Raw genomic sequence first — 19,610 nt, 5'->3', positions numbered from 1 at the left:
CGGGCGATGAGCGCGACGATGAGGCTGATGATGATGTACAGGGCGCCGGCGACGACGAAGGAGAGCAGTCCTTCGTGGGTTTGCTTGGCTGATTGCTGGGCGTAGTAGGTGATCTCGCGGACGCCGATGGTGGAGGCCAGGGCCGAGTCCTTGAGCAGGCCGATGCCGTAGGTCGCGATCGCGGGCAGGGCGACGCGGAACGCTTGGGGAGTGATGACGTGCGCGACAGTGGTGACGCTGCTCATGCCCAGGGCGTGGGCTGCTTCGCGCTGCCCATCCGGGATGGACAGGAGCCCGGAGCGGTAGATTTCGGCCATGAACGCCGAAGCGATGATGGAGAACCCGATGATCGCTGCCTGGATGGTGGATAACCGGAGGGCGTATTGGGGGAGGCCGAAGTAGATCAGGAACAGCCAGGTGATCGGGGGGATGACCCGGACGATGTTGATGTACAGGGACGCAATGGTGCGGATGATCCCGATGGGGGAGCGGGCCGCTCCGACCAGGACGAGGCCGATGAGCCCCCCGAAGAGCAGGGAAGCGCCGGTGACGTAGAGGGTTTGGCCGACGCCTTGGGCGATGGAGGCCAGGAGTTGGGTGATCATGGTTACCGGTCCAGGACGGCTTTGAGGAATTGCCGGGTGCGTTCGTTCTGCGGGGCGGTCATGACTTGTTCGCTGGGTCCGATTTCCAGGACCCCGCCGTTGCCCATGACCATGATCCGGTCCGAGACGTCCCGGGCGAAGTGCATTTCGTGGGTGACCACCAGCATGGTCATGCCTTCATCGGCGAGGTCCCGCATGACGGCGAGGACTTCGAGGCCGATTTCGGGGTCCAGGGCCGAGGTCGGCTCGTCGAAGAGCATGACTTTTGGGGACAGGGCCAGGGCGCGGGCGATCGCGATGCGCTGCTGCTGCCCGCCCGAGAGGCGGGCCGGGTACGCGGAGGCCTTGTCCGGCAAACCCACCCGTTTGAGGAGTTTGTTGGCGACTTCTTCGGCCTGTTCCTTCGAGGAACCCAACACCTTCCGTTGCGGGAGGGTGATGTTTTCCATCACGGTCAGGTGCGGGAAGAGGTTGAAGCTTTGGAACACCATGCCCGTGACCCGGCGCAAGTGATCCAGGCTGGCCTTGTCCGGAAGCCTGGAACCGCCAGCGACCACCTTCGCGCCGCCGATGGAGATGGTGCCCTCGGACGGGGTCTCCAGGTAGTTCAAGCACCGCAGGAACGTTGACTTGCCCGCACCGGAAGGCCCGATGATCGAAACCACCTCACCCTCGGCCATGGACAGGTTCACGTCCTTCAAGACCTGGATGACCCCATACTTCTTACCCAGCCCGGCCACCTCGACCTCGCCAGTGAGAGCCGTAGGGGGAGCTTTCGTGCCAAAACTTAAGCCCATTTTTGGTTCCTTCAAATAGGCGGGACGGTTAGTCCCTGACGACGTTCGATTGGGAATGTGGGCTCCGTCGGAGCTCCGGGAGATTGAGAAGTTCGGCTGACTTGTAGTCCGCCTCACATTCTTTGTGCTGTACGTCACTCTACTGAGAAGGACCCGTGTTGTCTAGATATGTGATCACACATCACTAGAAAAATTCTGGAGACGTAGTAGTTGGTCCTGGCGTGCAAACGAATCGCACCAACTGGTCAAAGAGATCAGGATTCTCCGTAGTAATCAGCGCTGGTGCCACACAAGTTCCATGGGACACCCGGAAGTTGGTGCGCTTGGGCCGCGTCAGTCGTCGTGGTTGTCCCTTAGGCAACACCAAGACGCGAACATTGAGTGCGGGGGCTGGAGTATGAGTGTGGATCGACGGGCGTTGATCAGGGGTGGCGGACTTGCTTTGGCTGCCGGGGTGGTCGCGGCACAGCCTGCTGCGGCAGCTACGGCCGTGACAAAGAGTGCGAAACGCACGTATTACGCATCGGACTTCGGCATCTTGCCCAAGGCCTACATGCCGACACTACAAGTAAGGGATAGGAAGTACAGTCGGGGTAAGCTCGATGAGCCCAATGTGCAGGCGGTTGGTAGTGCTCCAGGCACGGCGGCCATAGATCAATCCGATGAGATCAACGCATTTCTGTCCCAGATTTCAAGCCTCGGTGGGGGCATAGCCATTTTTGAAGGTGATGCGAGCCAGCTCACTGGCTATGGCGTGAAAAAGCCGATTGTCATGCTTCCCGATGTGGCCATTTTGGGACTCGGTTGGAACAAGACGACTTTCTTTCTTCTGGACGGCGCCAATTGTTCGGTCTTCGTCAACAGCCCCGGCCCATCAAGCAACTACCAGGCTCTCCGCGATCTAAGGATCAACGGAAACCGTTGGGGTCAGGACTTTGGCGTCCTGGATTACGCGACGCCGGGTGCCGCAATTGGTGATCTCACCAAGCACCCCGCAGATGCCAACAACTGGCAATTCAACTCCCACGGCATCCTCATGGTGCCTGACTACAAGAATCCGCTGGCCACCGCCGGTGGCGATACGTACGCCCACCTTGAAAATATCTATGTAGTAAACCCGTACGGCAGTGCAGCGATGACCAGCAAGATCGGCGGTGAGATCCGGTTTCGCAATATTGTGTCGCAAGGGGCAGGAGGAAACGGATTCCAGGCCGGTTTCGACACCTTTCTCAGTGATGTCACAGTAGCTGTATCCGAGCATCATGGTTTCCTCCAGGCGAATGGCTCCACGCGGTACAGCAACACCAAGGCGTTTTGGTGCGGTCAGGTGTTCGACCGTTGGCAAGTTGGAGGTGGTTCGATAAACACGCGTCGGGCCTCGGCCGGGTACAAGATTGTGGGTGGCACCTGCGAGTTTGCGTCTTCGGAGGCGCAAAACTGCGGGGGAGAGGGATTCCTGTTCGTGGAGGCAGAGAGCGTCAACGGACAGGTCTCGGCTTTCGCCAACAACATGCTGGCCGACAGCGACACGAGGTCCAATCCGGCAAAGCTTCCCGGAATTCCATACGAGTACGTCAACGATGCTGCCTGGACCAACGAAGCGTCCAAGCCAGCTCCTACGCCCGGGAATTATCCTGGCGTACGCCTGAGTGGTAAGAGCAGGTACAACAATCTGGTGATCACTTCGCGTACTGCCGGCTTGCAGGGAAGCGGTCCACTGGGCCAGCAAGCGTATGCCCTGGGACTTGACGCAGCCAATGGCACGGTGAAGAACAATATCTCTGTCACACATTCGGATGGATATGACGGCAAGAGAATCAAAGGAATCCTCACATCCGTATTAAACGGTGATACAGGGGAAACCATGCAGGCCCGCGATGTTCATTCAGCGATTGTCAACAACTGGATTGTTGCCGACGGAAAGCAATGAGCGACGTCGTTCGCCAAGCCCCGGACGACCTATTCACCATCGATGTACCGGGAACCTACATCGCCATGGGCTCATGCGACATGCAAGGGACGGTTGCCAACACCAAATATAGGAACCATCCGTTCGCTGGTGGGATGGTCAGGATTATTTGCAGTGAATTCAACGGGCATCTTGCCATGGAAGCCATCAGGCTTGATGAGGCCGTGGCACCGTTCACCAGCATCAAGTTCGTTACGGACGCGAATTGGCAGGCGTGGACGAAGCGCAGCCGTGCGTGATTTTGGCTGAGCACTTAATTGCGGGGTGCAACGCTATGCGTTTAGAGGTAGGCGGTCGACCTAGACGTTGACCTGCACCCTACTGCTGGACGTCAGCGCCTGTTGCCCGGAGTGGTTGCTATCTCGAACAGTGCTTGGCGTAGTTCGCGGTAGCGTTCGGCGCCCAGTGCCTGTGCCCAGCGTTCTTCGGTGGCGGCGATGATGTGCAGCGAGAAATCAACAGCAGCACGACCTTGCTGGGTCAGGGTCACTATTTTCGCGCGCTTGTCCGCCGGATCACCGGCGAAGCTGACGTAGCCCTCGCGTTCCAAGTAGTTCATGAATTGGCCAATTCCAGCCTTGGTAATGGTGGCGCGCTCGGCCAACTCGGTGAGGCGGATTCCTTCAGCCGGGATCAACGACATCACCCGGTAATGGGAGGGCCGCAGTCCGGGGATGGACCGGGCCTGGATCGCTGATCTCAAGTTCCCGAAGGCGCCACCCAGAAGCGCCGCAATGTGTGGCAAGGAATCCGCGGGGGCTGAAGCATTGACCTCGGTCATAAACCAACTTTACCATCTAGTTAGTAAAGCTGGTTTACTGTTGCTGGTTGGCTCGACCACAGCCACTAGTCGGAGGGACGAACCCATGAAGGCTGCGGTACTCAACAACATGGACGCACTCGGCCCCGCAGCCCTCGACCAGGGTGCGCTGGCGGGCATCGCAGCAGCAGCGTTGGATGCGCCATCGGTGGAATTGCTGTCGGCCAACGCGTCGGAGATCACTTTCCCGATGTTCAACATGACCACCGGGGGCCTTTGGCGGGTTGATGGAACTGCCCGGATCGGATCCGCTGAAGACTCCGCCCCTTTCAGCGTGGTGGTGAAGCTTGTCCAATCCCCGCTGCTGTGGGGCGGCATCGAGCAGGTCCCACCGCAGATGCGCCGCGACATGGTGCGCCACTACCCATGGCGCACCGAGGCAGAGGTGTACGCCTCGGATCTGGCCGACGCCATGCCTGCAGGCGGCCGGCTCCCCAAGGTCTACAGCATCCAGGACACGGACGAACAGCGGACCGCGATGTGGATGGAGGACGTCACCGAAAGCCCGGGCGCAGTATGGGACGACGACAGATTCCGTGACGCGGCCACCCTGCTCGGCAGGCTCGCCGGAAGCACAGCAGTCAAGGACCGTGGCCCGGTCCTTCGCGTGGAAAAGGACGCGGACAGGATGCGCTTCTTCCTCAAAGGAGTCGGCGCGATGCTCCTCATCCCCGGTATTCAAGGAGATGACCTTTGGAAGATCCCCGCCGTGGCCGAAGCCGCGGATCCGCACTTGATTGCCGGGCTTCGCTCGCTCACCCTCCGGGCGGCCGGGCTCATGGAGGAGATCATTGCGCTTCCGGCGCTGCCCGCACACGGAGACGCAAGCCCACAAAACCTCCTGATCGAGAGGACAGACGGCGCGTCCACGGAGTTCGCGGTCATCGACTGGGGCCTGTACGGAGGAGCCTGTGCCGGATTTGACCTTGGCCAGTTGCTGGCCGGTCTGGTCAACCAAGGCACGATGAGCGGGGAAGAGCTCTATAGGCTGGAACCTTTGTGCCTTAGGGCCTACTGCGAGGGCCTGGCCGACGCCGGCGTCGAGACCTCCGAAGCCGAAGTGCGTCGAGGCCACGCGGCATCCATGGCCCTCTTCACAGGACTCTCGGCAGTAGCTACCCAGCGCCTGGCCGAACCCGACTCCGACGAACTCCGCACCCTGGTCGCCGGACGCGTGCACATGGCCCGCTTCGTACTCGACCTGCTGGCGTCCACGGACTGAACCGGCAGAGGCCCTTCAGGGAAGTTGTTCCGATGTTAACGAGGACGACGGCGGGAGTTGCCCTCCCGCCGTCGTCCGCGTTATCGCTTCCCGCCTCGCATTAGCGCGGCGGCAATCAGCCTTCGAGCCTTGAATGCTCGCCCAGGCGGTGCCATGAACGGTTGTGGTAGACCAGGGCGTCGCCGGGTTCGCCCGCTTGGACGTCACGCAGCACGCGGGACTCCAGGGCGTGAACGGCCAGGATGGTGGAGGTCCCCACCTCCATGCGATCGATGACGGCGCAGCGCACCCAGGCGCGGACATCGTCATACACCGCTTCGCCGGTCGGAAGGGCCGACCAGCGGTGAGTCTGGTCAAAGCGATCGGCGCCGGGAGTGGCCCCAAACTTAGCCAGGTCGACGTCGTGCGCATCCAGCAGGTGCACGACGACGGTTCCGGCGCGCGAAAGCACCTTGGACGACGAGGACAGTGCCGAGACCGAGAAAATCAGCAACGGAGGTTCCGCACTCACTGACACAACCGAGGATACCGTCAGCGCCACCGGCCCTTCGCCCGCATCCGCCGTGACGACGGCGACACCTCCCGGGTGGCCCCGGAACAGTGCCTTGAATTCGTCGGCCGAGAGGGAGGACGGGAAGCTTTGCTTCGGATCCGCAAGCCACGTGTCTGTGGGGTAGGCGTGAAACATCGTTACGACACCGTGGGGGCGGAACGGGCGAGTTCCTCGCGAATGATGTTAGTCCCGGCACTGAGAGCACTCAGCTTGGCCAGTGCGACGTCCCGGGGAAACGGTGCCATGCCGCAGTTGGAGCTGGGGATGAGCTTGTCCGCATCCACGAACTGCAGTGCCTTGCGGAGGGTGTCGGCCACCTCCTCCGGGGTCTCGACGGTCTCGCTTGCGACGTCGATTGCCCCGAGCATGACTTTCTTGCCCCGGAGGAGCTCGATGAGGTCCATGGGCACATGGGAGTTCTGGGATTCCAGCGAGATGATGTCGATGCTGGAACTCTGCAGCAACGGGAACGTTTCCTCGTACTGCCGCCACTGTGAGCCGAGCGTCGCCTTCCAGTCATTGTTCGCCTTGATCCCGTAGCCGTAACAGATATGTACAGCGGTCTCAGCGCGCAGTCCTTCTGCGGCTCTCTCAAGCGCAGCCACACCCCAGTCCTTGACCTCATCGAGGAAGACATTGAACGCGGGCTCGTCGAACTGGATGATGTCCACGCCGGCGGCCTCGAGTTCTTTAGCCTCCTGGTTCAGGATCGCGGCGAACTCCCAGGCCAGCTTCTCGCGGCTCTTGTAGTGGTCATCGAAGAGCGTGTCCACCATGGTCATTGGACCGGGAAGGGTCCATTTGATTGGCCGGTCGGTGGCTGCGCGGAGGAACTTTGCGTCTTCCACGAATACCGGCCGTTCGCGGCGCACCGGTCCGACGACGGTCGGCACGCTGGCGTCGTAGCGGTCGCGGATGCGCACGGTCTTGCGCTGTTCAAAGTCGACCCCGCTGAGATGCTCGATGAAGGTCGTAACGAAGTGCTGGCGGGTTTGCTCGCCGTCGCTGACAATGTCGATTCCGCGGCGGCTCTGCTCGTGGAGCGCGATGCGCAGCGCATCCTGCTTGCCCTCGAGCAGCGCATCTCCCTCCAGCTTCCACGGGGACCAAAGAGTCTCCGGCTGTGCGAGCCACGATGGTTTCGGCAGGCTTCCGACAACGGTGGTGGGCAAAAGTGTGTTCATGATTGACGATTCTCCGTGAGTCAGTTGACGAGAGCGGGGTAGTTGGCGGTCCACTGGTCCAGCAGGTCCTTGTGGGGCGTGATGAAGTGCTCCTCCGTGTACTTCGCCTGCTTGACCGCCAGCTGACTGCGCTCGACGCGGTCGTAGGCGATCTGCGTCCGCGAGTAGTCCTGCTCGCCCAGGCTGGGCTGATAGACGACGGCGGCGGCGGAGTTCGCGTTGTAAACCTCCGGGCGGTAGATCTTCTGGAATGTCTCCATGGTGCTGATCGTGCCGATCAGTTGCAGGTTGGAGTAGTCATTGAGCAGGTCGCCGCGGAAATAGAAGGCGAGAGGAGCCACGCTGCCGCGTGGCATGAAGTAGCGCACCTGCAGTCCCATTTTTGCGAAGTACGCGTCCGTGAGTGAGAACTCGTCCTGCTGGTACTCGACGCCCAGGACCGGGTGACGGTTCTCCGTTCGACGGTACGTCTTGCTCGTTGAGACGCTGATGCACACCACCGGCGGCTGCGGGAAGCGTTCCTGGCAGGCCGGGGAATCGAGGAATTGCTGGAACAGTTTGCCGTGAAGATCGCCGAAGTTCCCGGGAACGGTGGGCTTGCCGGCTTCCGCTGTTGCCGCCGGCAGTACGACGCTGAAGTCGAAGTCACGGACGTAGGAGGAGAAGTTGTTCCCGACAATCCCTTGGTGACGGACCCCGTTCAGCTGGTCGACGATCTGGATGTCGAGAACCTCGAACAGGGGGAACTGCTGATCCGTACCTTCGGCAGTGAACTGGATCTGCACGGAAACGATCTCAAGCTCGAGCTTGTAACGGTCCCGGTCCGGGTTGTCCCAGTCTGCGAGATCGTTGAAGCGGCGGCGGATCATGGTCAAGGCGTTGCGGAGGTTCTCCTGGCGGTGCTCGCCTCGTGCGAGGTTGGCGAAGTTCGTCGTGATCCGGGAGCCTTCTGACGGGGAGTAGTCCTCGTCAAAGGGGGTGGTGGTGATATTGAAGGTGAAGTCGTCTGCCATTGCTGCCAATCCGTTGATGATGGGCCGGAGACGGCCTTTCAGAAGGGGACGTATCCATGGTGCAGCCTTTCGATGGGTATCAGGTAACTCGTGGTTGCTATGCATTCATATAGAATTTGCCTATGGCCCAGATTTCGAGCGGATTGACCCTGCAGCAGCTCCGCTACTTCATAGAGGTTGCAGCGGAGGGGTCGATCTCTGCGGCTGCCGATCTGCTCTACGTAGCGCAGCCGACAATGTCCGCAGCGATGAAGGACCTCGAGACCCGGGTAGGCCGTGCTCTCCTTGTTCGTTCCGCCCGCGGGGTCACCCTCACCGAGGACGGGGCAGAGTTCCTCGGCTATGCAAGGCAGGTGGTCGAGCAGTTCGCCCTCCTCGAGCAGCGCTACCTCGGCAGGCCACCGACGCGACGTCTGCTCGGGGTGTCAACGCAGCACTACTCGTTCGCGGTGGACGCGTTCGTCCGGATGGTCAAGGCCTCTGAGGTGGCCGAATACGAGTTCTCGCTCCGTGAGTCCCGCACCTGGGACATCATCGAGGATGTCCGTACGCTCCGCAGCGAGGTAGGTATCCTCTACCGGAACGATTTCAACCGGAAGGTCATCGACAAGCTGCTCCGGGAATCCGGGCTGGCGTTCACACCGCTTTTCCTCGCAGATCCACACATTTTCATTTCACGGAAGAACCCGCTCGCCGCAAAAGAGCGAGCGACACTCGACGATCTGGCCGGCTTGCCGCGGCTGACCTTCGACCAAGGTGCGAACAACTCCTTCTACTTCGCCGAGGAGATCCTCTCCACCTTGTCCAGTAAGCAGGAGATCCGGGTCTCTGACCGTGCCACCATCTTCAACCTCATGATTGGGCTCCACGGCTACACGATCTCGACGGGCATCATCAGCGGGCAGCTGGACCCGGAGATCGTTGCCATCCCGCTCGACGTCGACGAACGCATCGAGATTGGCTGGATCGGTCACGCCGCGATTCCGCTGACCGACCAAGCGCAGCGCTACCTTGGGGAATTGCGGGCCGTCGTAGCTGAGTTTGGCGTAGCGCTACTCGACTGACTGAAATCTCAGCGGACGGTGTCAGTTTGGCCGCCACCTGCGGAGGCCGCTGAGCAGTTGACCGAGGTTTCAGCCTGTCCCTCCGGGACCTGCCCATGAGCCGAAATCACCGTGGATCCCTTTGCCGCGTTCGTCGTCGTCCTTGCCGCATCGACGGCACCGCCGGTACACCGTTCCATCGTCGGCGTGTTCGACGTGCCATTCGTGCCGGATGTTCAGTTTGCAGAGCAAAGCCTGGATCATGGCCGCCCCCGGTTCACAGCGCAGGACTCCTTACATCCATGATGGCCTCCCTAAAGATTCATGAAAAGTGATTGCTACTGTTCCGAAGCGCACGCGCGATCAGTGTCTAGGGACTCGTGTCTGGAACCATCATCTGGCCGAATTGGCTGCCGGGCAGGGACGATCGCGGTAGGGGGCGTGGCGTGGCAGACGGGGTGGAGTTACCCCGCCTTGCCAGGGCCGTCTACGACCATAGGTCCACGGTTTCACCGGATGAGGATCAGCGCAGCGTAGCGGCGATCCGACCGTCGACCAGGACTGCCGCTACTTCCGTCAGGTCAGGCGTCTCCGAGGCGGGGACGCCGACCGCGACGGTCCTGTAAGCAACAGCCGCCGAAGCAGCAGGAGCTGCGTCATCCACCGAGGACAACGACTCCAGGGTCACTACACCCACAACTTCGCGCGGGTGGACGGTTCCAAAGCTATCGCCACGGTCCAGCACCAGGAACGCCGGCTCGCTTGGCCCCAGCGACCGGGTGTGAAGTTCGACGGCGGCCTCCGCCGCTGTCAGGCCGTTCGCCAGGAGATGAACTCCGGCAGGCGCACCGGTGAGGAGCGAGCGGATGGTTCCGTCCGGCGTCGTCGGTTCCAGGAAGCCGAGCGAGGTGAGCCAAGCGTCGTCGAAATAGGTGGAGAGGTAGTTCCTGCCCGAGTCCGGGATGACCGCAACGATGGTGTGGCTTTCATCCAACGTGGCTGCAAGTTCCAGAGCCGCCGCCAAGGCTGTGCCTCCCGTGGCGCCAATGAGCAGCCCTTCCTCCAGGGCTGCACGGCGGGCGGTGAAGATGGCGTCGCGATCGCTGATGCTGAAGTACTTGTCCACCAAGGTGGTATCGAACGCTTCAGGCCAAATGTCCTCCGCGGAGGCCGGGTGAAGGGGGTGACCGGCACCTTCGGTGTATTTGAGTGAGCCGTTGCCGCCACCGTAGCGGGAGTGCTCAGGGTCTGCCGCAATGACCTGGACCAGGCCGTCGCTGGCTTCCTTCAAGTAGCGGCCGGTGCCGCTGATGGTCCCTCCGGTTCCGACGCTCGCAACGAAATGCGTCACCGCACCCTCGGTGTCTTTCCATATTTCAGGTCCCGTGCCGGCAAAGTGGGCGCCGGGGTTGGCCGGGTTGTCGTACTGGAGTGCCAGCCAGGCACCCGGGGTCGAGGCTGCAAAGGCCGCCGCTCGGTTCGCCAGATGGTCCGGGTGTGAGCGCGGCACGAAGTCGGCCACCAGGTGCACTTCTGCCCCGAAAGCCCGGAGCAGCCGGACCTTTTCCGCTGCAGTGGCAGCGGGAGCGAAGATCACCGAACGGTAGCCCAGTTGTGCCGCCACCAGGCTCAGCCCGATCCCGGTATTACCGCTGGTTCCTTCAACCACCGTCCCGCCAGCCTTTAAGAGTCCGGCCTGTTCAGCTGCGCGGATCATGGACAGTGCGGCCCGGTCCTTGACGCTGCCACCAATGTTCTGGAACTCCAGCTTCGCGTAAATGCGTGGCCGGACGCCCACGCCGAGCTTCTTCAAACGGAGCAGGGGAGTGCCACCGATGGCATCGAGGACTGATTCGTAAACGGTCATGCCGCCCACGCTAGGAGGCAGGAAAACGGTGCGCCAAAAACCGTTGAGCAACGCGTCAGGCGTCGCTACACGCGGCTCAACGCGACGCAACGCATCGTCACGCGGGGTACAGGCCGGAGTGGAAAATGACGAATTTGGCAGTCCGTTGACGCGGTGTTTCCCGCGTTGACGCCCCGCGTCAGGGCGTTTGTACATTCCTTGGAGGTGCTCCTAGATTCAGTTCCAGGTCAAGAGTCAGCGCGCCAAGGACCGGCTCGCGCTGCGGCAACCCTCAGGCATTAGGTGGCGGGGTGCTCCGGAAACAGACCTGGCCGCGTTTGCGGCAAGTGAATGTCGACCGGCCGCGCGGCGGCCTCTGAAAAGAGAGAACATGCCTACAAATTCTGTACCCGAATTCCGTTCACGCGTTGTTGGGCTGGAGCTCGACGGCGATGGAGCCCACCCGGCTGCGTGGCGAAAGGCGCTCCACGATCCGCAGGCGCTGTTGGGGGGCTTACGGATCCGTGAGACTGTCCAGGCCGCCGATATCGCGGGATTTCACCTTGCCACGTTCAAGGACACCCGGGCCGTGGATGCCGGCAGCACAGGAATCCCAACGCGTATCGACGCCATTCAGCGCGCCGCGTTCGCAGCGCCCCTCACGGGCTCCCTGGGCCTGGTTCCGGAAGCAGGAACGCTCTTCACTGAGCCATTCCACGTCGCAACCCAGCTCGCCAGCCTGGACTACTCCTCCCAGGGCAGGGCCGGTTGGTTGGTGAACGCCGCGAACCTGCTGGAGGAAGCCCGCTCCGTGGGCCGCACGCCGCTGGCAGAGAACGAGGTCGCGGCCGAGGCAGCCGATGTGGTCCAAGCCAGCCGCAGGCTCTGGGATTCCTGGGAAGATGACGCCGTGCTCCGGGACGTGTCCACGGGCCGCTACCTCGACCGGGACAAGATCCACTACGCCGACTTCGAAGGAGCGCGTTTCTCCGTGAAGGGACCGTCCATCATCCCCCGCCCCTTGCAGGGACAGTTGGTGGTATTTGCCCCCGCAGGTCTCATTCCGGCCGTCGAGGCAGACGTGGCCTTGGTATCCGCAGCGTCCGTTGAGGCCCTTCCGACGGCGGCCCACGCGGCAGCGGCGGCTGGTGCCCAGCGGACGCTCGTGGAGTTGGACGTCATCCTGGATGCCCGTGGACAGACGGCCGCCGAGCGCCTGGCCGAATTGGACTCCCACGAGGAATGGCAGGGCGGAGCCCGCTACGCCGGAAGCGCTGAGGGCTTGGTGGAAGTGCTCACCACACTGTTCGCAGCGGCAGACGGCGTTCGCCTCAAGCCTGCTGTCCTGGACGTCGACCTCCCCGAACTGGCCTACAAGGTGCTCCCCGCGCTGCACAAGACCGGGTTGGTGACGCCACCCAAACCGGGCGCGACGCTGCGGGAAACGTTCCATCTTCCCCGCCCGGCCAACCGCTACGCCGCGGCCTGACCGACGCCCACGCATCACAGAAACCACAAGAGAGCTCACCCATGACCAAGCACCACCGCATCGCAGGCAACGGGCAGATCCAGTTCGGCGTCTTCTTCCAGGGCGTCAACCACACCACGGTCTGGAAGGACGCAGCCAGCGGCTCGCAGACCGATTTCGAATCCTTCCGCCGCGTGGCCCAGACCGCTGAACGCGGCCTGTTCACCGCGTTCTTCCTGGGCGAGGGCCTCCGCCTCCGCGAGCACCTCGGCAAGATCCACGACCTTGACGTCGCAGGGCGCCCGGACGCCCAGACCGCCCTCGCTGCCCTGGCAGCTGTCACCACCAACATCGGCCTGGTGGCTACCCAGAACACCACCTACAACGATCCCGCGGACCTCGCCCACCGGCTGGCCAGCCTGGACCTCCTGTCCGACGGCCGCGCCGCGTGGAACATCGTCACCACGGACAACGCATGGACCGGCGCCAACTTCCGGCGCGGCGGGTTCCTCAAGCACGAGGACCGCTATAACCGGGCCGAAGAGTTCGTCCAGACGGCCAAAGCGATCTGGGATTCCTGGGCCGACGGCGCAATCGCCGGGTCCCGGAACGACGCCCGCTGGCTCCGCGAAGGCAGCATCACTCCCGTGCACCGCAAGGATGCAAGCTTCGACGTCGAGATCACCGGCCGCCTCCCGCGCTCCACCCAGCACCACCCGGTGCTGTTCCAGGCCGGCGACTCACCCGATGGCCGGGACTTCGCCGTGCGGAACGCCGACGTGATCTTCTCGGCGCACCCCGAACTGGAGGACGCGAAGAAATTCCGCGAAGACATCGTCGCCCGTACCCTCAAGGCAGGCCGCCCGGCCGATGACGTGAAGATCTTCCCCGGACAGGAATTCATCCTCGGAGCCACGTCCGCCGAGGCGGAAGAGAAGCACCAATGGGTCCGCTCCCAACAGGTGGGTCCGGAAACGGCCATCGCCTACCTGGAACAGTTCTGGGGCCGCACCCTGGCCGGGTACGACCCCGACGGGCCCCTCCCGGACATCGACCCGGTGGTTGACGTCACCAACCCCACCCGCGGCAACGCCTTCCACGGCAAGAGCGCCAAGGAGCTCGCTGCCCAGTGGCGTGAGGAAGCCAAGGACAAGGGCTTGTCCATCCGGCAGTTCGTCGCCGCCAGGTCCCGCCTCAATGGCCGTGGCCTGGTGGGATCCTACGATGACGTCGCCGACAAGCTTGCCGAATACGCCCACACCGGGGCGGTGGACGGCTTCAACATCACCCCGTGGATCGTTCCTTCCGGCCTGGACGAAATCGTCAATGAACTCGTTCCCAGGCTGCAGGACCGCGGCGTGTACCGCACCGAATACGAAGGCAGCACCCTCCGCGAAAACCTCGGCCTCCGTGCGCCGCTGACCCAGCGCAGTTCACTCACCAGCACCCAACTCACCGAAAGCGAAGACGTCGCATGAGACTCCCCAAACCGGCCCCAGCAGGCCGCGGAAAGAAACCCGCCGCCGTCGCCGGCGTCCTGGGAGCCATTGCGCTCCTGGCCTCCGCTTGCGGTGGAGGGGCCGACGCCGGTGCGCAGCAAAGTGCCGCGTCCTCGCCCGTTCCGGGTGGGAACCTGAACTTCGCTGTTTCCGTTGACCGTGGCTGCATCGACCCGCAGCAGGTAGGCAACAACGACGCGATCGCGATTGCCCGCCAGACCGTGGCCTCCTTGACCTCGCAGGACCCGAAGACCGGCGAAATCGTGCCGTGGCTGGCCGAGAAGTTCGAGAACAACGCTGATGCCACCAGCTTCACTTTCACCCTGCGCACCGGCGCGAGCTACGCGGACGGGACTGCCATCGACGCCCAGTCGGTGAAAACCAACTTCGAAGCCATCAAGGCCCTCGGCGCCAAGGCAACCCTGGGCTCCACCTACCTGAGCGATGTCAGCGCCATCACCGTCAAGGATCCGCAGACCGTTGTGGTGGACTTCTCCAAGCCCAACGCCCAGTTCCTGCAGGCAACGTCCACGTTCACCCTGGGGCTCCTGTCTCCGGCGTCGGCCAAGCTCTCCGAAGCAGACCGTTGCGCCGGAAAGTTCTCCGGCTCGGGTCCCTTCAACGTCAAGAGCTACACCGTGGACAAGGAAGCCGTGCTCGATCGCCGTGCAGGCTACAACTGGCCGTCTTCCACCAACAGCAACAAGGGCGAGGCGTACCTGGACACAGTGACGTTCAAGATCATCCCGGAAGCAGGCAACCGCACGGGCAGCCTGCAGTCCGGGCAGATTGACGCGACGGCAGCGATCTCGGCCGCGGACATCGGACTGTTCAGTGGCAACGGCTTCTGGAACGAAACCCGGGCCAACCCGGGAGTCGTCTACAACCTGTACTCCAACGAGTCCAACCCCAAGTTGAAGGAAACCGCGGTCCGACAGGCCATCTCCAAGGCCATCAACCGCGAAGAAATCACCAAGACCCTGCTGACCGAAGCCGACCAGCCTGCAAAGGGCGTCCTGTCCCACACCACCCCCTACTTCAAGGACTACAGTTCGCTGCTGGCCCACGATCCGGACGGTGCCAAAAAGCTCCTGGACGACGCCGGATGGAAGCCCGGAGTGGACGGCATCCGCGAGAAGAACGGCGAGAAGCTCTCCTTCAAGGTCACCTACTGGCAGTCACCAAAGGAAGTCCTGGAACTCATCCAGCAGCAGCTCAAGGAAATCGGCGTTGACCTGCAGTTGAAGTTCACCACGATCGCCGATGTCACGGCTGCCCAGGCGGACAAGACCTATGACTTCTCCTACGGCAACCTGACCCGAAGCGACCCGGACGTCCTGCGCACGGTCTTTGCCTCCAACACTGCCCGCGGTGGCAGCAACCTCCGCGATAAGCTCCCCGTTGATGACACCCTGGGCGAGCAGGCCGCGGCCCTGGACAAGGATGCCCGCCAAAAGCTGGTGGACCAGGCCCAGGAAGCCCTGATCAAGGATGCACACTCCATCCCGCTGTACGAGCTCTCCACCACGATCTCTGCCAGCGGGAAGGTCCACGACCTCAAGTTTGAGGCGTCCAGCCGCTTGGACTTCTACGACGCCTGGCTGAGCAAGTAGGCATCCCATGATCCGCTACATCGGCCGTCGGTTGCTGCAGGGAGCGTTCGTTCTCTGGGCCGCTTACACCGTGTCCTTCCTGATCCTGTACTTGCTGCCCGGCGACGCCGTGAGCATCATGGCCAGCGGCGACGAACAGAACGCCGTGGACCCTGCGCTCGTGGCCAAGCTGCGTAGCGAGTACGGACTGGACAGGCCCATCCACGAGCAATACTTCATTGCCTTGGTGAAAGCCCTGCAATTGGACTTCGGGGTCTCGATCAAGAACGGCGTGCCTGCCACGACCTCGGTGGCCGAAGTGATGCCGGAAACCATCAAGCTGGCCATCGCCGGTTTCGCGTTGGCTGTGGTGCTCGGAAGCGTGTTGGCAGTGGTTGCGGCGTTCAGCCGCAACCACTGGATCCGCACGGTATTCTCCTCGCTCCCACCGTTGGGAATCGCCGTGCCCACGTTCTGGATCGGCCTGCTGCTGCTTCAGTTCTTCTCCTTCCGGTTCCGTTTGTTCCCTGCGATCGGCAACGACGGCGCTGAGAGCCTGGTGTTGCCGGCGTTGACTCTGGCGATACCCACCTCAGCGGTGATCGCCCAGTTGCTCACGCGCAGCCTTCACCAGACACTCGGGGAGCCATACATCGAGCAAATCAGGGCCAAAGGAGCCAGCGAAGCACTGATCAACTTTGGCCATGCCCTGCGGAATGCGGCCATTCCCACGCTGACCATGTTGGGCATCCTGGTGGGCAACCTTCTGGCCGGAGCCGTGGTGAGTGAGACCGTGTTTTCCCGGGCAGGGATCGGCCGGCTGACTGTCACGGCGGTGAACAGCAGGGACATCCCCGTGGTGCAGACCTTGGTGGTCCTGGCCGCTGCCATTTTCGTGGTCACCAGTCTGATTGTCGATCTGATCTACCCACTCGTGGATCCGCGCATCAACACCGCGCGCGGAGCCAAGGCCTAGGAGGGCCAGCATGTCGCAGCAACTTGATACCCGGGTGGAAAGCCCTCCTGAAGCCGCAGGTTCTTTACCGCCTTCCGGCCTGGGGGAAGTCGCCGCAGCCGTACACCCGGCGTTGGGCGTGGCCGCGAAGTACCCCCGGGCGGGGCGACTGGCGAGGGCAGCCGTGGCGCGTCCCGGGCTGGTGCTGTCCGTCCTGGTTGTCGCGTTGGTGATCCTTTGGGCCCTGGTCCCGACGGCCTTCACCTCCTGGCCGCCGGACACGGGCGTTCCTTCGGCACGGCTCAAGGCACCTTCGCCCGAGCATTGGTTCGGCACGGACAGCCTGGGCCGCGACTTGTTCTCCCGCGTGGTCCACGGTTCCGCCACATCCCTGGCGGCCACCGCGGTTGCCGTGGCCGTCGGGCTCGTTGCGGGTTCTGCGTTGGGATTGCTGGCCGGATCGCTGCGCGGCTGGATGGACGATGCGATCATGCGCGTCATGGACGTGCTCCTGGCCATCCCCAGCCTCCTTCTCTCGCTGGCCCTGATCACGGTCCTGGGGTTCGGGACCATCAACATTGCCGTCGCTGTAGGCGTGGCAAGTGTGGCCAACTTCGCCCGGATCATGCGGGCCGAGACGCTGCGCGTCAGTACGGCCGTGTATGTCGAGGCGGCGCGCTCGGCTGGCGTCCGCTGGCACAACATCTTGCTCCGGCACATTCTTCCAAACGCCGCGGGGCCGGTCCTGGCGTTGTCTGCCCTGGAATTCGGTATGGCCGTGCTCTCGATTTCGTCCCTGAGCTTCCTTGGCTTTGGCGCACCACCACCCTCCGCCGAGTGGGGTTCCCTCGTGGCCGGAGGCCGCGACTACCTGGTGGCGGCCTGGTGGTTGGTGACCTTGCCCGGCATGGTGATTGCCGCCGTCGTGCTTTCCACCAACCGCATCTCCCATGCGTTCCAGGACGCTGAAAGGAACCGCGCGTGAGCCCGCTGCTCAGGGTCCAGGACCTCCACGTGGAATACCTGGTCAACGGCGAGGCGAAGACTGCCGTGTCCGGGGTGTCCTTTGACGTCAATGCCGGCGAAGTAGTGGCAATCGTGGGGGAGTCAGGCTCCGGCAAGACCACCACCGCGCATTCCATCATCAACCTGCTTCCCGGCAATGCCAGATTCTCCTCCGGCAGCATTGCGTTCGACGGCGTTGATCTAACCCAACTGACCCGCAAGGAATGGCAGGGTGTCCGGGGCAGGGAGATCGGTCTGATACCCCAGGATCCCACTGCGTCCTTGGACCCGCTCCAGAAGGTGGGCGAGCAGGTGGCGGAAGCCTTGACGATCCACAGGATCCAGCCCAAGAAGGAGGCACGGCGGCGGGCCGTTGGGCTGTTGCGGGAGAGCGGCATCCGTGACGCCGACACCCGCGCACGGCAGTACCCGCACCAGTTTTCCGGGGGTATGCGGCAACGTGTCCTGATCGCAACGGCACTCGCCGCGCAACCCAAACTCGTGATCGCCGACGAACCCACCAGCGCCCTGGATGTCACCGTCCAGCGACAGATCCTGGACAACATCGCTGCCCTGACCACCGAGCGTGGCACGGCTGTCCTCCTGATCACGCATGACCTCGGCGTCGCCGCTGACCGGGCGGACAGGATCATCGTCATGAAGCAGGGCGTGATTGTGGAGGAAGGGTCCGCGGCCGAGGTCCTGGGAGACCCGCACCACGAGTACACCCGGCAACTCATCGAGGCCGCCCCCGGGCTGAGCCCACGGCGGTTACGTACAGTATCTGCTGTCGAGCGTTCGACGGCGGGTGGTGCCGTTTTGGTGGAAGCAACCGCCTTGCGCAAGGTCTTCCCGCTGCCCCGGACAGCTGGCGGTGCCCGGAGCCTCACCGCCGTGGACGATGTCTCCCTTGATATCCGACGCGGCGAGACACTGGCATTGGTGGGCGAATCGGGGTCCGGAAAGAGCACCGTGGCGCGGCTGCTGTTGCGCCTCGAGAAGCCAACGTCCGGTTCGGTAGTGTTCGACGGCGTTGACCTCGCCTCCGTGCGTGGCGAACGGCTGCGGCAGCTCCGGCGCCGTTTCCAAGTGGTGTTCCAAAGTCCCTATGCCTCGGTGGATCCACGCTTCTCGGTGGAGGACATCATTGCTGAACCGCTCGGGGCATTTTCCGAGGGCACTCCAGGCGGGAGGCGGGAACGGGTGCGCTCCTTGCTGGAGGAAGTGCATCTGCCCTCCGACTACGCCTCGCGGCGCCCGGCCGAGCTCTCAGGAGGGCAAAGGCAGCGCGTAGCGATCGCCCGGGCGTTGGCGTTGAAGCCCGAACTTGTGGTGCTGGACGAGGCGGTCTCGGCCTTGGATGTGTCAGTCCAGGCCCAGATCCTGTCGCTGCTGGTGGAACTGCAGGAACAGGAGTCGTTGAGCTACCTGTTCATCTCGCATGATCTCGCCGTGGTGCAGCAAATCTCGGACCGCGTCGCAGTGATGCAATCCGGGAAGCTCGTGGAAATGGGCGACGCCACGGACGTCCTGGTGAACCCGGCGGAGGAGTACACGAAGGCGCTCATCAGTGCGATCCCGGGCCGTCGGCTGACTCGCTGAACAAATGTTGCAACGGTATTTCACAATGGCCACCGGGCAACAGCTCTTCGATGAGGCGATGCGTTTGACAGGCTGTTTTAGGGCTGGAAGAGTGGGCAACTCGCTGATGCAACCGGCGGCCCTTTTCCCAGAGGCCGGAGGCCTTCGCAATGACCGACATCCACATCAGCCCTTTCCTGGACGAGCGCGTAGTCCAAGACCCAACCCTTGACGACAGCCTCGACCTCGGCACACTTTACGGGTTGTACGTGAGCTGGTGCCTGACCGCTGGCCAGAACCCCGCACCTCAGGACGTGTTCTGCACGGCACTGCGACACCATGGCGTGGCCCACGACGACGAACAGGGCCTGGTCCGCGTCTATCCGGGTCTGCGGATCCTCGATCCCCTCACGGACAGTGATGCCGTCGCCGGGGCAGCTGCCTCTCCGTAGAACCCG

Annotated in this window: 19 protein-coding genes and 1 riboswitch; of the genes, 11 read left to right on the top strand and 8 right to left on the bottom strand. The window is 62.9% G+C overall.

Annotation, left to right across the window (positions count from 1 at the left end; translation table 11 throughout):
• Together ACIQTZ_RS21760 and ACIQTZ_RS21755 are read right to left on the bottom strand one after the other, a co-directional pair.
• Positions 1-605, bottom strand: a 605-nt coding sequence (locus ACIQTZ_RS21760) for an amino acid ABC transporter permease (RefSeq protein ID WP_402983981.1), incomplete at its 3' end; no start/stop codon positions are given.
• Positions 606-607: 2 nt separating this feature from the next.
• Positions 608-1,402 (bottom strand): amino acid ABC transporter ATP-binding protein, encoded by a 795-nt coding sequence (locus tag ACIQTZ_RS21755; RefSeq protein ID WP_402983978.1) that lies wholly within the window; start codon positions 1,400-1,402, stop codon positions 608-610.
• 397 nt (positions 1,403-1,799) lie between these two features.
• Between ACIQTZ_RS21755 and ACIQTZ_RS21750 the strand changes: the two genes are divergently transcribed.
• Positions 1,800-3,332: a hypothetical protein gene (locus tag ACIQTZ_RS21750; RefSeq protein WP_402983975.1), complete on the top strand. Its 1,533-nt coding sequence runs from the start codon at positions 1,800-1,802 to the stop codon at positions 3,330-3,332.
• Entirely contained in the window at positions 3,329-3,610 is a 282-nt protein-coding gene (locus tag ACIQTZ_RS21745; RefSeq protein ID WP_402983972.1) for a hypothetical protein, read from the top strand. The genes ACIQTZ_RS21750 and ACIQTZ_RS21745 overlap by 4 nt, the downstream gene beginning before the upstream one ends.
• A 92-nt stretch (positions 3,611-3,702) precedes the next feature.
• On the opposite strand, the gene ACIQTZ_RS21740 is transcribed toward ACIQTZ_RS21745, so the two are convergent.
• Positions 3,703-4,152 carry a MarR family winged helix-turn-helix transcriptional regulator gene (locus tag ACIQTZ_RS21740; RefSeq protein ID WP_402983969.1) on the bottom strand — a complete coding sequence of 150 codons (450 nt, stop codon included), beginning with the start codon at positions 4,150-4,152 and terminating at the stop codon, positions 3,703-3,705.
• Between the two features lie 85 nt (positions 4,153-4,237).
• Here ACIQTZ_RS21740 and ACIQTZ_RS21735 point away from each other — a divergent pair, with 85 nt between their 5' ends.
• Positions 4,238-5,413, top strand: a complete 1,176-nt coding sequence (locus ACIQTZ_RS21735) for a phosphotransferase (protein ID WP_402983966.1) — start codon at positions 4,238-4,240, stop codon at positions 5,411-5,413.
• Between the two features lie 115 nt (positions 5,414-5,528).
• Here ACIQTZ_RS21735 and ACIQTZ_RS21730 read toward each other — a convergent pair whose 3' ends face one another.
• From ACIQTZ_RS21730 to ACIQTZ_RS21720, 3 genes are read right to left on the bottom strand one after another with little or no spacing between them, the layout of a single operon-like run.
• Positions 5,529-6,101 (bottom strand): flavin reductase family protein, encoded by a 573-nt coding sequence (locus tag ACIQTZ_RS21730; RefSeq protein WP_402983963.1) that lies wholly within the window; start codon positions 6,099-6,101, stop codon positions 5,529-5,531.
• A gap of 2 nt (positions 6,102-6,103) precedes the next feature.
• The gene (locus ACIQTZ_RS21725; protein ID WP_402983960.1) at positions 6,104-7,150 is read right to left on the bottom strand and encodes a methionine synthase; all 1,047 of its coding nucleotides are present in this window, start codon (positions 7,148-7,150) and stop codon (positions 6,104-6,106) included.
• A gap of 20 nt (positions 7,151-7,170) precedes the next feature.
• A complete protein-coding gene (locus ACIQTZ_RS21720; RefSeq protein ID WP_402983957.1) occupies positions 7,171-8,163 on the bottom strand; it encodes a DUF1852 domain-containing protein in 993 nt (330 codons plus the stop codon).
• A gap of 122 nt (positions 8,164-8,285) precedes the next feature.
• Here ACIQTZ_RS21720 and ACIQTZ_RS21715 point away from each other — a divergent pair, with 122 nt between their 5' ends.
• The gene (locus ACIQTZ_RS21715; protein WP_400336547.1) at positions 8,286-9,227 is read left to right on the top strand and encodes a LysR family transcriptional regulator; all 942 of its coding nucleotides are present in this window, start codon (positions 8,286-8,288) and stop codon (positions 9,225-9,227) included.
• 69 nt (positions 9,228-9,296) lie between these two features.
• Here ACIQTZ_RS21715 and ACIQTZ_RS21710 read toward each other — a convergent pair whose 3' ends face one another.
• Together ACIQTZ_RS21710 and ACIQTZ_RS21705 are read right to left on the bottom strand one after the other, a co-directional pair.
• Complete coding sequence (locus tag ACIQTZ_RS21710; RefSeq protein ID WP_402983954.1) at positions 9,297-9,470, bottom strand: hypothetical protein; 174 nt, start codon at positions 9,468-9,470, stop codon at positions 9,297-9,299.
• Positions 9,471-9,729: 259 nt separating this feature from the next.
• The gene (locus tag ACIQTZ_RS21705; RefSeq protein ID WP_402983951.1) at positions 9,730-11,073 is read right to left on the bottom strand and encodes a PLP-dependent cysteine synthase family protein; all 1,344 of its coding nucleotides are present in this window, start codon (positions 11,071-11,073) and stop codon (positions 9,730-9,732) included.
• Positions 11,074-11,298: 225 nt separating this feature from the next.
• A riboswitch (SAM riboswitch) is annotated at positions 11,299-11,408 on the top strand.
• A gap of 35 nt (positions 11,409-11,443) precedes the next feature.
• Between ACIQTZ_RS21705 and ACIQTZ_RS21700 the strand changes: the two genes are divergently transcribed.
• From ACIQTZ_RS21700 to ACIQTZ_RS21670, 7 genes are all read left to right on the top strand, one after another.
• The gene (locus tag ACIQTZ_RS21700) at positions 11,444-12,541 is read left to right on the top strand and encodes an LLM class flavin-dependent oxidoreductase (protein WP_402983948.1); all 1,098 of its coding nucleotides are present in this window, start codon (positions 11,444-11,446) and stop codon (positions 12,539-12,541) included.
• Positions 12,542-12,582: 41 nt separating this feature from the next.
• Positions 12,583-13,998 carry an NtaA/DmoA family FMN-dependent monooxygenase gene (locus ACIQTZ_RS21695; RefSeq protein ID WP_400336551.1) on the top strand — a complete coding sequence of 472 codons (1,416 nt, stop codon included), beginning with the start codon at positions 12,583-12,585 and terminating at the stop codon, positions 13,996-13,998.
• Positions 13,995-15,632: an ABC transporter substrate-binding protein gene (locus ACIQTZ_RS21690; RefSeq protein WP_402983945.1), complete on the top strand. Its 1,638-nt coding sequence runs from the start codon at positions 13,995-13,997 to the stop codon at positions 15,630-15,632. The genes ACIQTZ_RS21695 and ACIQTZ_RS21690 overlap by 4 nt, the downstream gene beginning before the upstream one ends.
• A gap of 7 nt (positions 15,633-15,639) precedes the next feature.
• On the top strand, positions 15,640-16,587 hold the full coding sequence (locus tag ACIQTZ_RS21685; RefSeq protein WP_402983942.1) for an ABC transporter permease: 948 nt from the start codon (positions 15,640-15,642) through the stop codon (positions 16,585-16,587).
• 10 nt (positions 16,588-16,597) lie between these two features.
• Positions 16,598-17,551, top strand: coding sequence for an ABC transporter permease (locus ACIQTZ_RS21680; RefSeq protein WP_402983939.1), 954 nt, complete (start codon positions 16,598-16,600; stop codon positions 17,549-17,551).
• A complete protein-coding gene (locus ACIQTZ_RS21675; protein WP_402983936.1) occupies positions 17,548-19,173 on the top strand; it encodes a dipeptide ABC transporter ATP-binding protein in 1,626 nt (541 codons plus the stop codon). Before ACIQTZ_RS21680 ends, ACIQTZ_RS21675 begins: the two co-directional genes overlap by 4 nt.
• Positions 19,174-19,322: 149 nt before the next feature.
• The gene (locus ACIQTZ_RS21670; RefSeq protein WP_402983933.1) at positions 19,323-19,604 is read left to right on the top strand and encodes a hypothetical protein; all 282 of its coding nucleotides are present in this window, start codon (positions 19,323-19,325) and stop codon (positions 19,602-19,604) included.
• The last annotated feature ends 6 nt before the right edge of the window (positions 19,605-19,610 follow it).

This window comes from Paenarthrobacter sp. NPDC090520, from assembly GCF_044769205.1.
Classification (GTDB): domain Bacteria; phylum Actinomycetota; class Actinomycetes; order Actinomycetales; family Micrococcaceae; genus Arthrobacter.
The sequence above is the reverse complement of the archived record's forward strand: the minus strand, read 5'-3'. Positions and strand labels throughout refer to the sequence as shown.

What these genes read in the sequence shown, in the direction of transcription:
- ACIQTZ_RS21755 (WP_402983978.1), bottom strand. Translation starts at nt 1,402, where the DNA reads ATGGGCTTAAGTTTTGGCACGAAAGCTCCCCCTACGGCTCTCACTGGC.
- ACIQTZ_RS21750 (WP_402983975.1), top strand. Translation starts at nt 1,800, where the DNA reads ATGAGTGTGGATCGACGGGCGTTGATCAGGGGTGGCGGACTTGCTTTG.
- ACIQTZ_RS21745 (WP_402983972.1), top strand. Translation starts at nt 3,329, where the DNA reads ATGAGCGACGTCGTTCGCCAAGCCCCGGACGACCTATTCACCATCGAT.
- ACIQTZ_RS21740 (WP_402983969.1), bottom strand. Translation starts at nt 4,152, where the DNA reads ATGACCGAGGTCAATGCTTCAGCCCCCGCGGATTCCTTGCCACACATT.
- ACIQTZ_RS21735 (WP_402983966.1), top strand. Translation starts at nt 4,238, where the DNA reads ATGAAGGCTGCGGTACTCAACAACATGGACGCACTCGGCCCCGCAGCC.
- ACIQTZ_RS21730 (WP_402983963.1), bottom strand. Translation starts at nt 6,101, where the DNA reads ATGTTTCACGCCTACCCCACAGACACGTGGCTTGCGGATCCGAAGCAA.
- ACIQTZ_RS21725 (WP_402983960.1), bottom strand. Translation starts at nt 7,150, where the DNA reads ATGAACACACTTTTGCCCACCACCGTTGTCGGAAGCCTGCCGAAACCA.
- ACIQTZ_RS21720 (WP_402983957.1), bottom strand. Translation starts at nt 8,163, where the DNA reads ATGGCAGACGACTTCACCTTCAATATCACCACCACCCCCTTTGACGAG.
- ACIQTZ_RS21715 (WP_400336547.1), top strand. Translation starts at nt 8,286, where the DNA reads ATGGCCCAGATTTCGAGCGGATTGACCCTGCAGCAGCTCCGCTACTTC.
- ACIQTZ_RS21710 (WP_402983954.1), bottom strand. Translation starts at nt 9,470, where the DNA reads ATGATCCAGGCTTTGCTCTGCAAACTGAACATCCGGCACGAATGGCAC.
- ACIQTZ_RS21705 (WP_402983951.1), bottom strand. Translation starts at nt 11,073, where the DNA reads ATGACCGTTTACGAATCAGTCCTCGATGCCATCGGTGGCACTCCCCTG.
- ACIQTZ_RS21700 (WP_402983948.1), top strand. Translation starts at nt 11,444, where the DNA reads ATGCCTACAAATTCTGTACCCGAATTCCGTTCACGCGTTGTTGGGCTG.
- ACIQTZ_RS21695 (WP_400336551.1), top strand. Translation starts at nt 12,583, where the DNA reads ATGACCAAGCACCACCGCATCGCAGGCAACGGGCAGATCCAGTTCGGC.
- ACIQTZ_RS21690 (WP_402983945.1), top strand. Translation starts at nt 13,995, where the DNA reads ATGAGACTCCCCAAACCGGCCCCAGCAGGCCGCGGAAAGAAACCCGCC.
- ACIQTZ_RS21685 (WP_402983942.1), top strand. Translation starts at nt 15,640, where the DNA reads ATGATCCGCTACATCGGCCGTCGGTTGCTGCAGGGAGCGTTCGTTCTC.
- ACIQTZ_RS21680 (WP_402983939.1), top strand. Translation starts at nt 16,598, where the DNA reads ATGTCGCAGCAACTTGATACCCGGGTGGAAAGCCCTCCTGAAGCCGCA.
- ACIQTZ_RS21670 (WP_402983933.1), top strand. Translation starts at nt 19,323, where the DNA reads ATGACCGACATCCACATCAGCCCTTTCCTGGACGAGCGCGTAGTCCAA.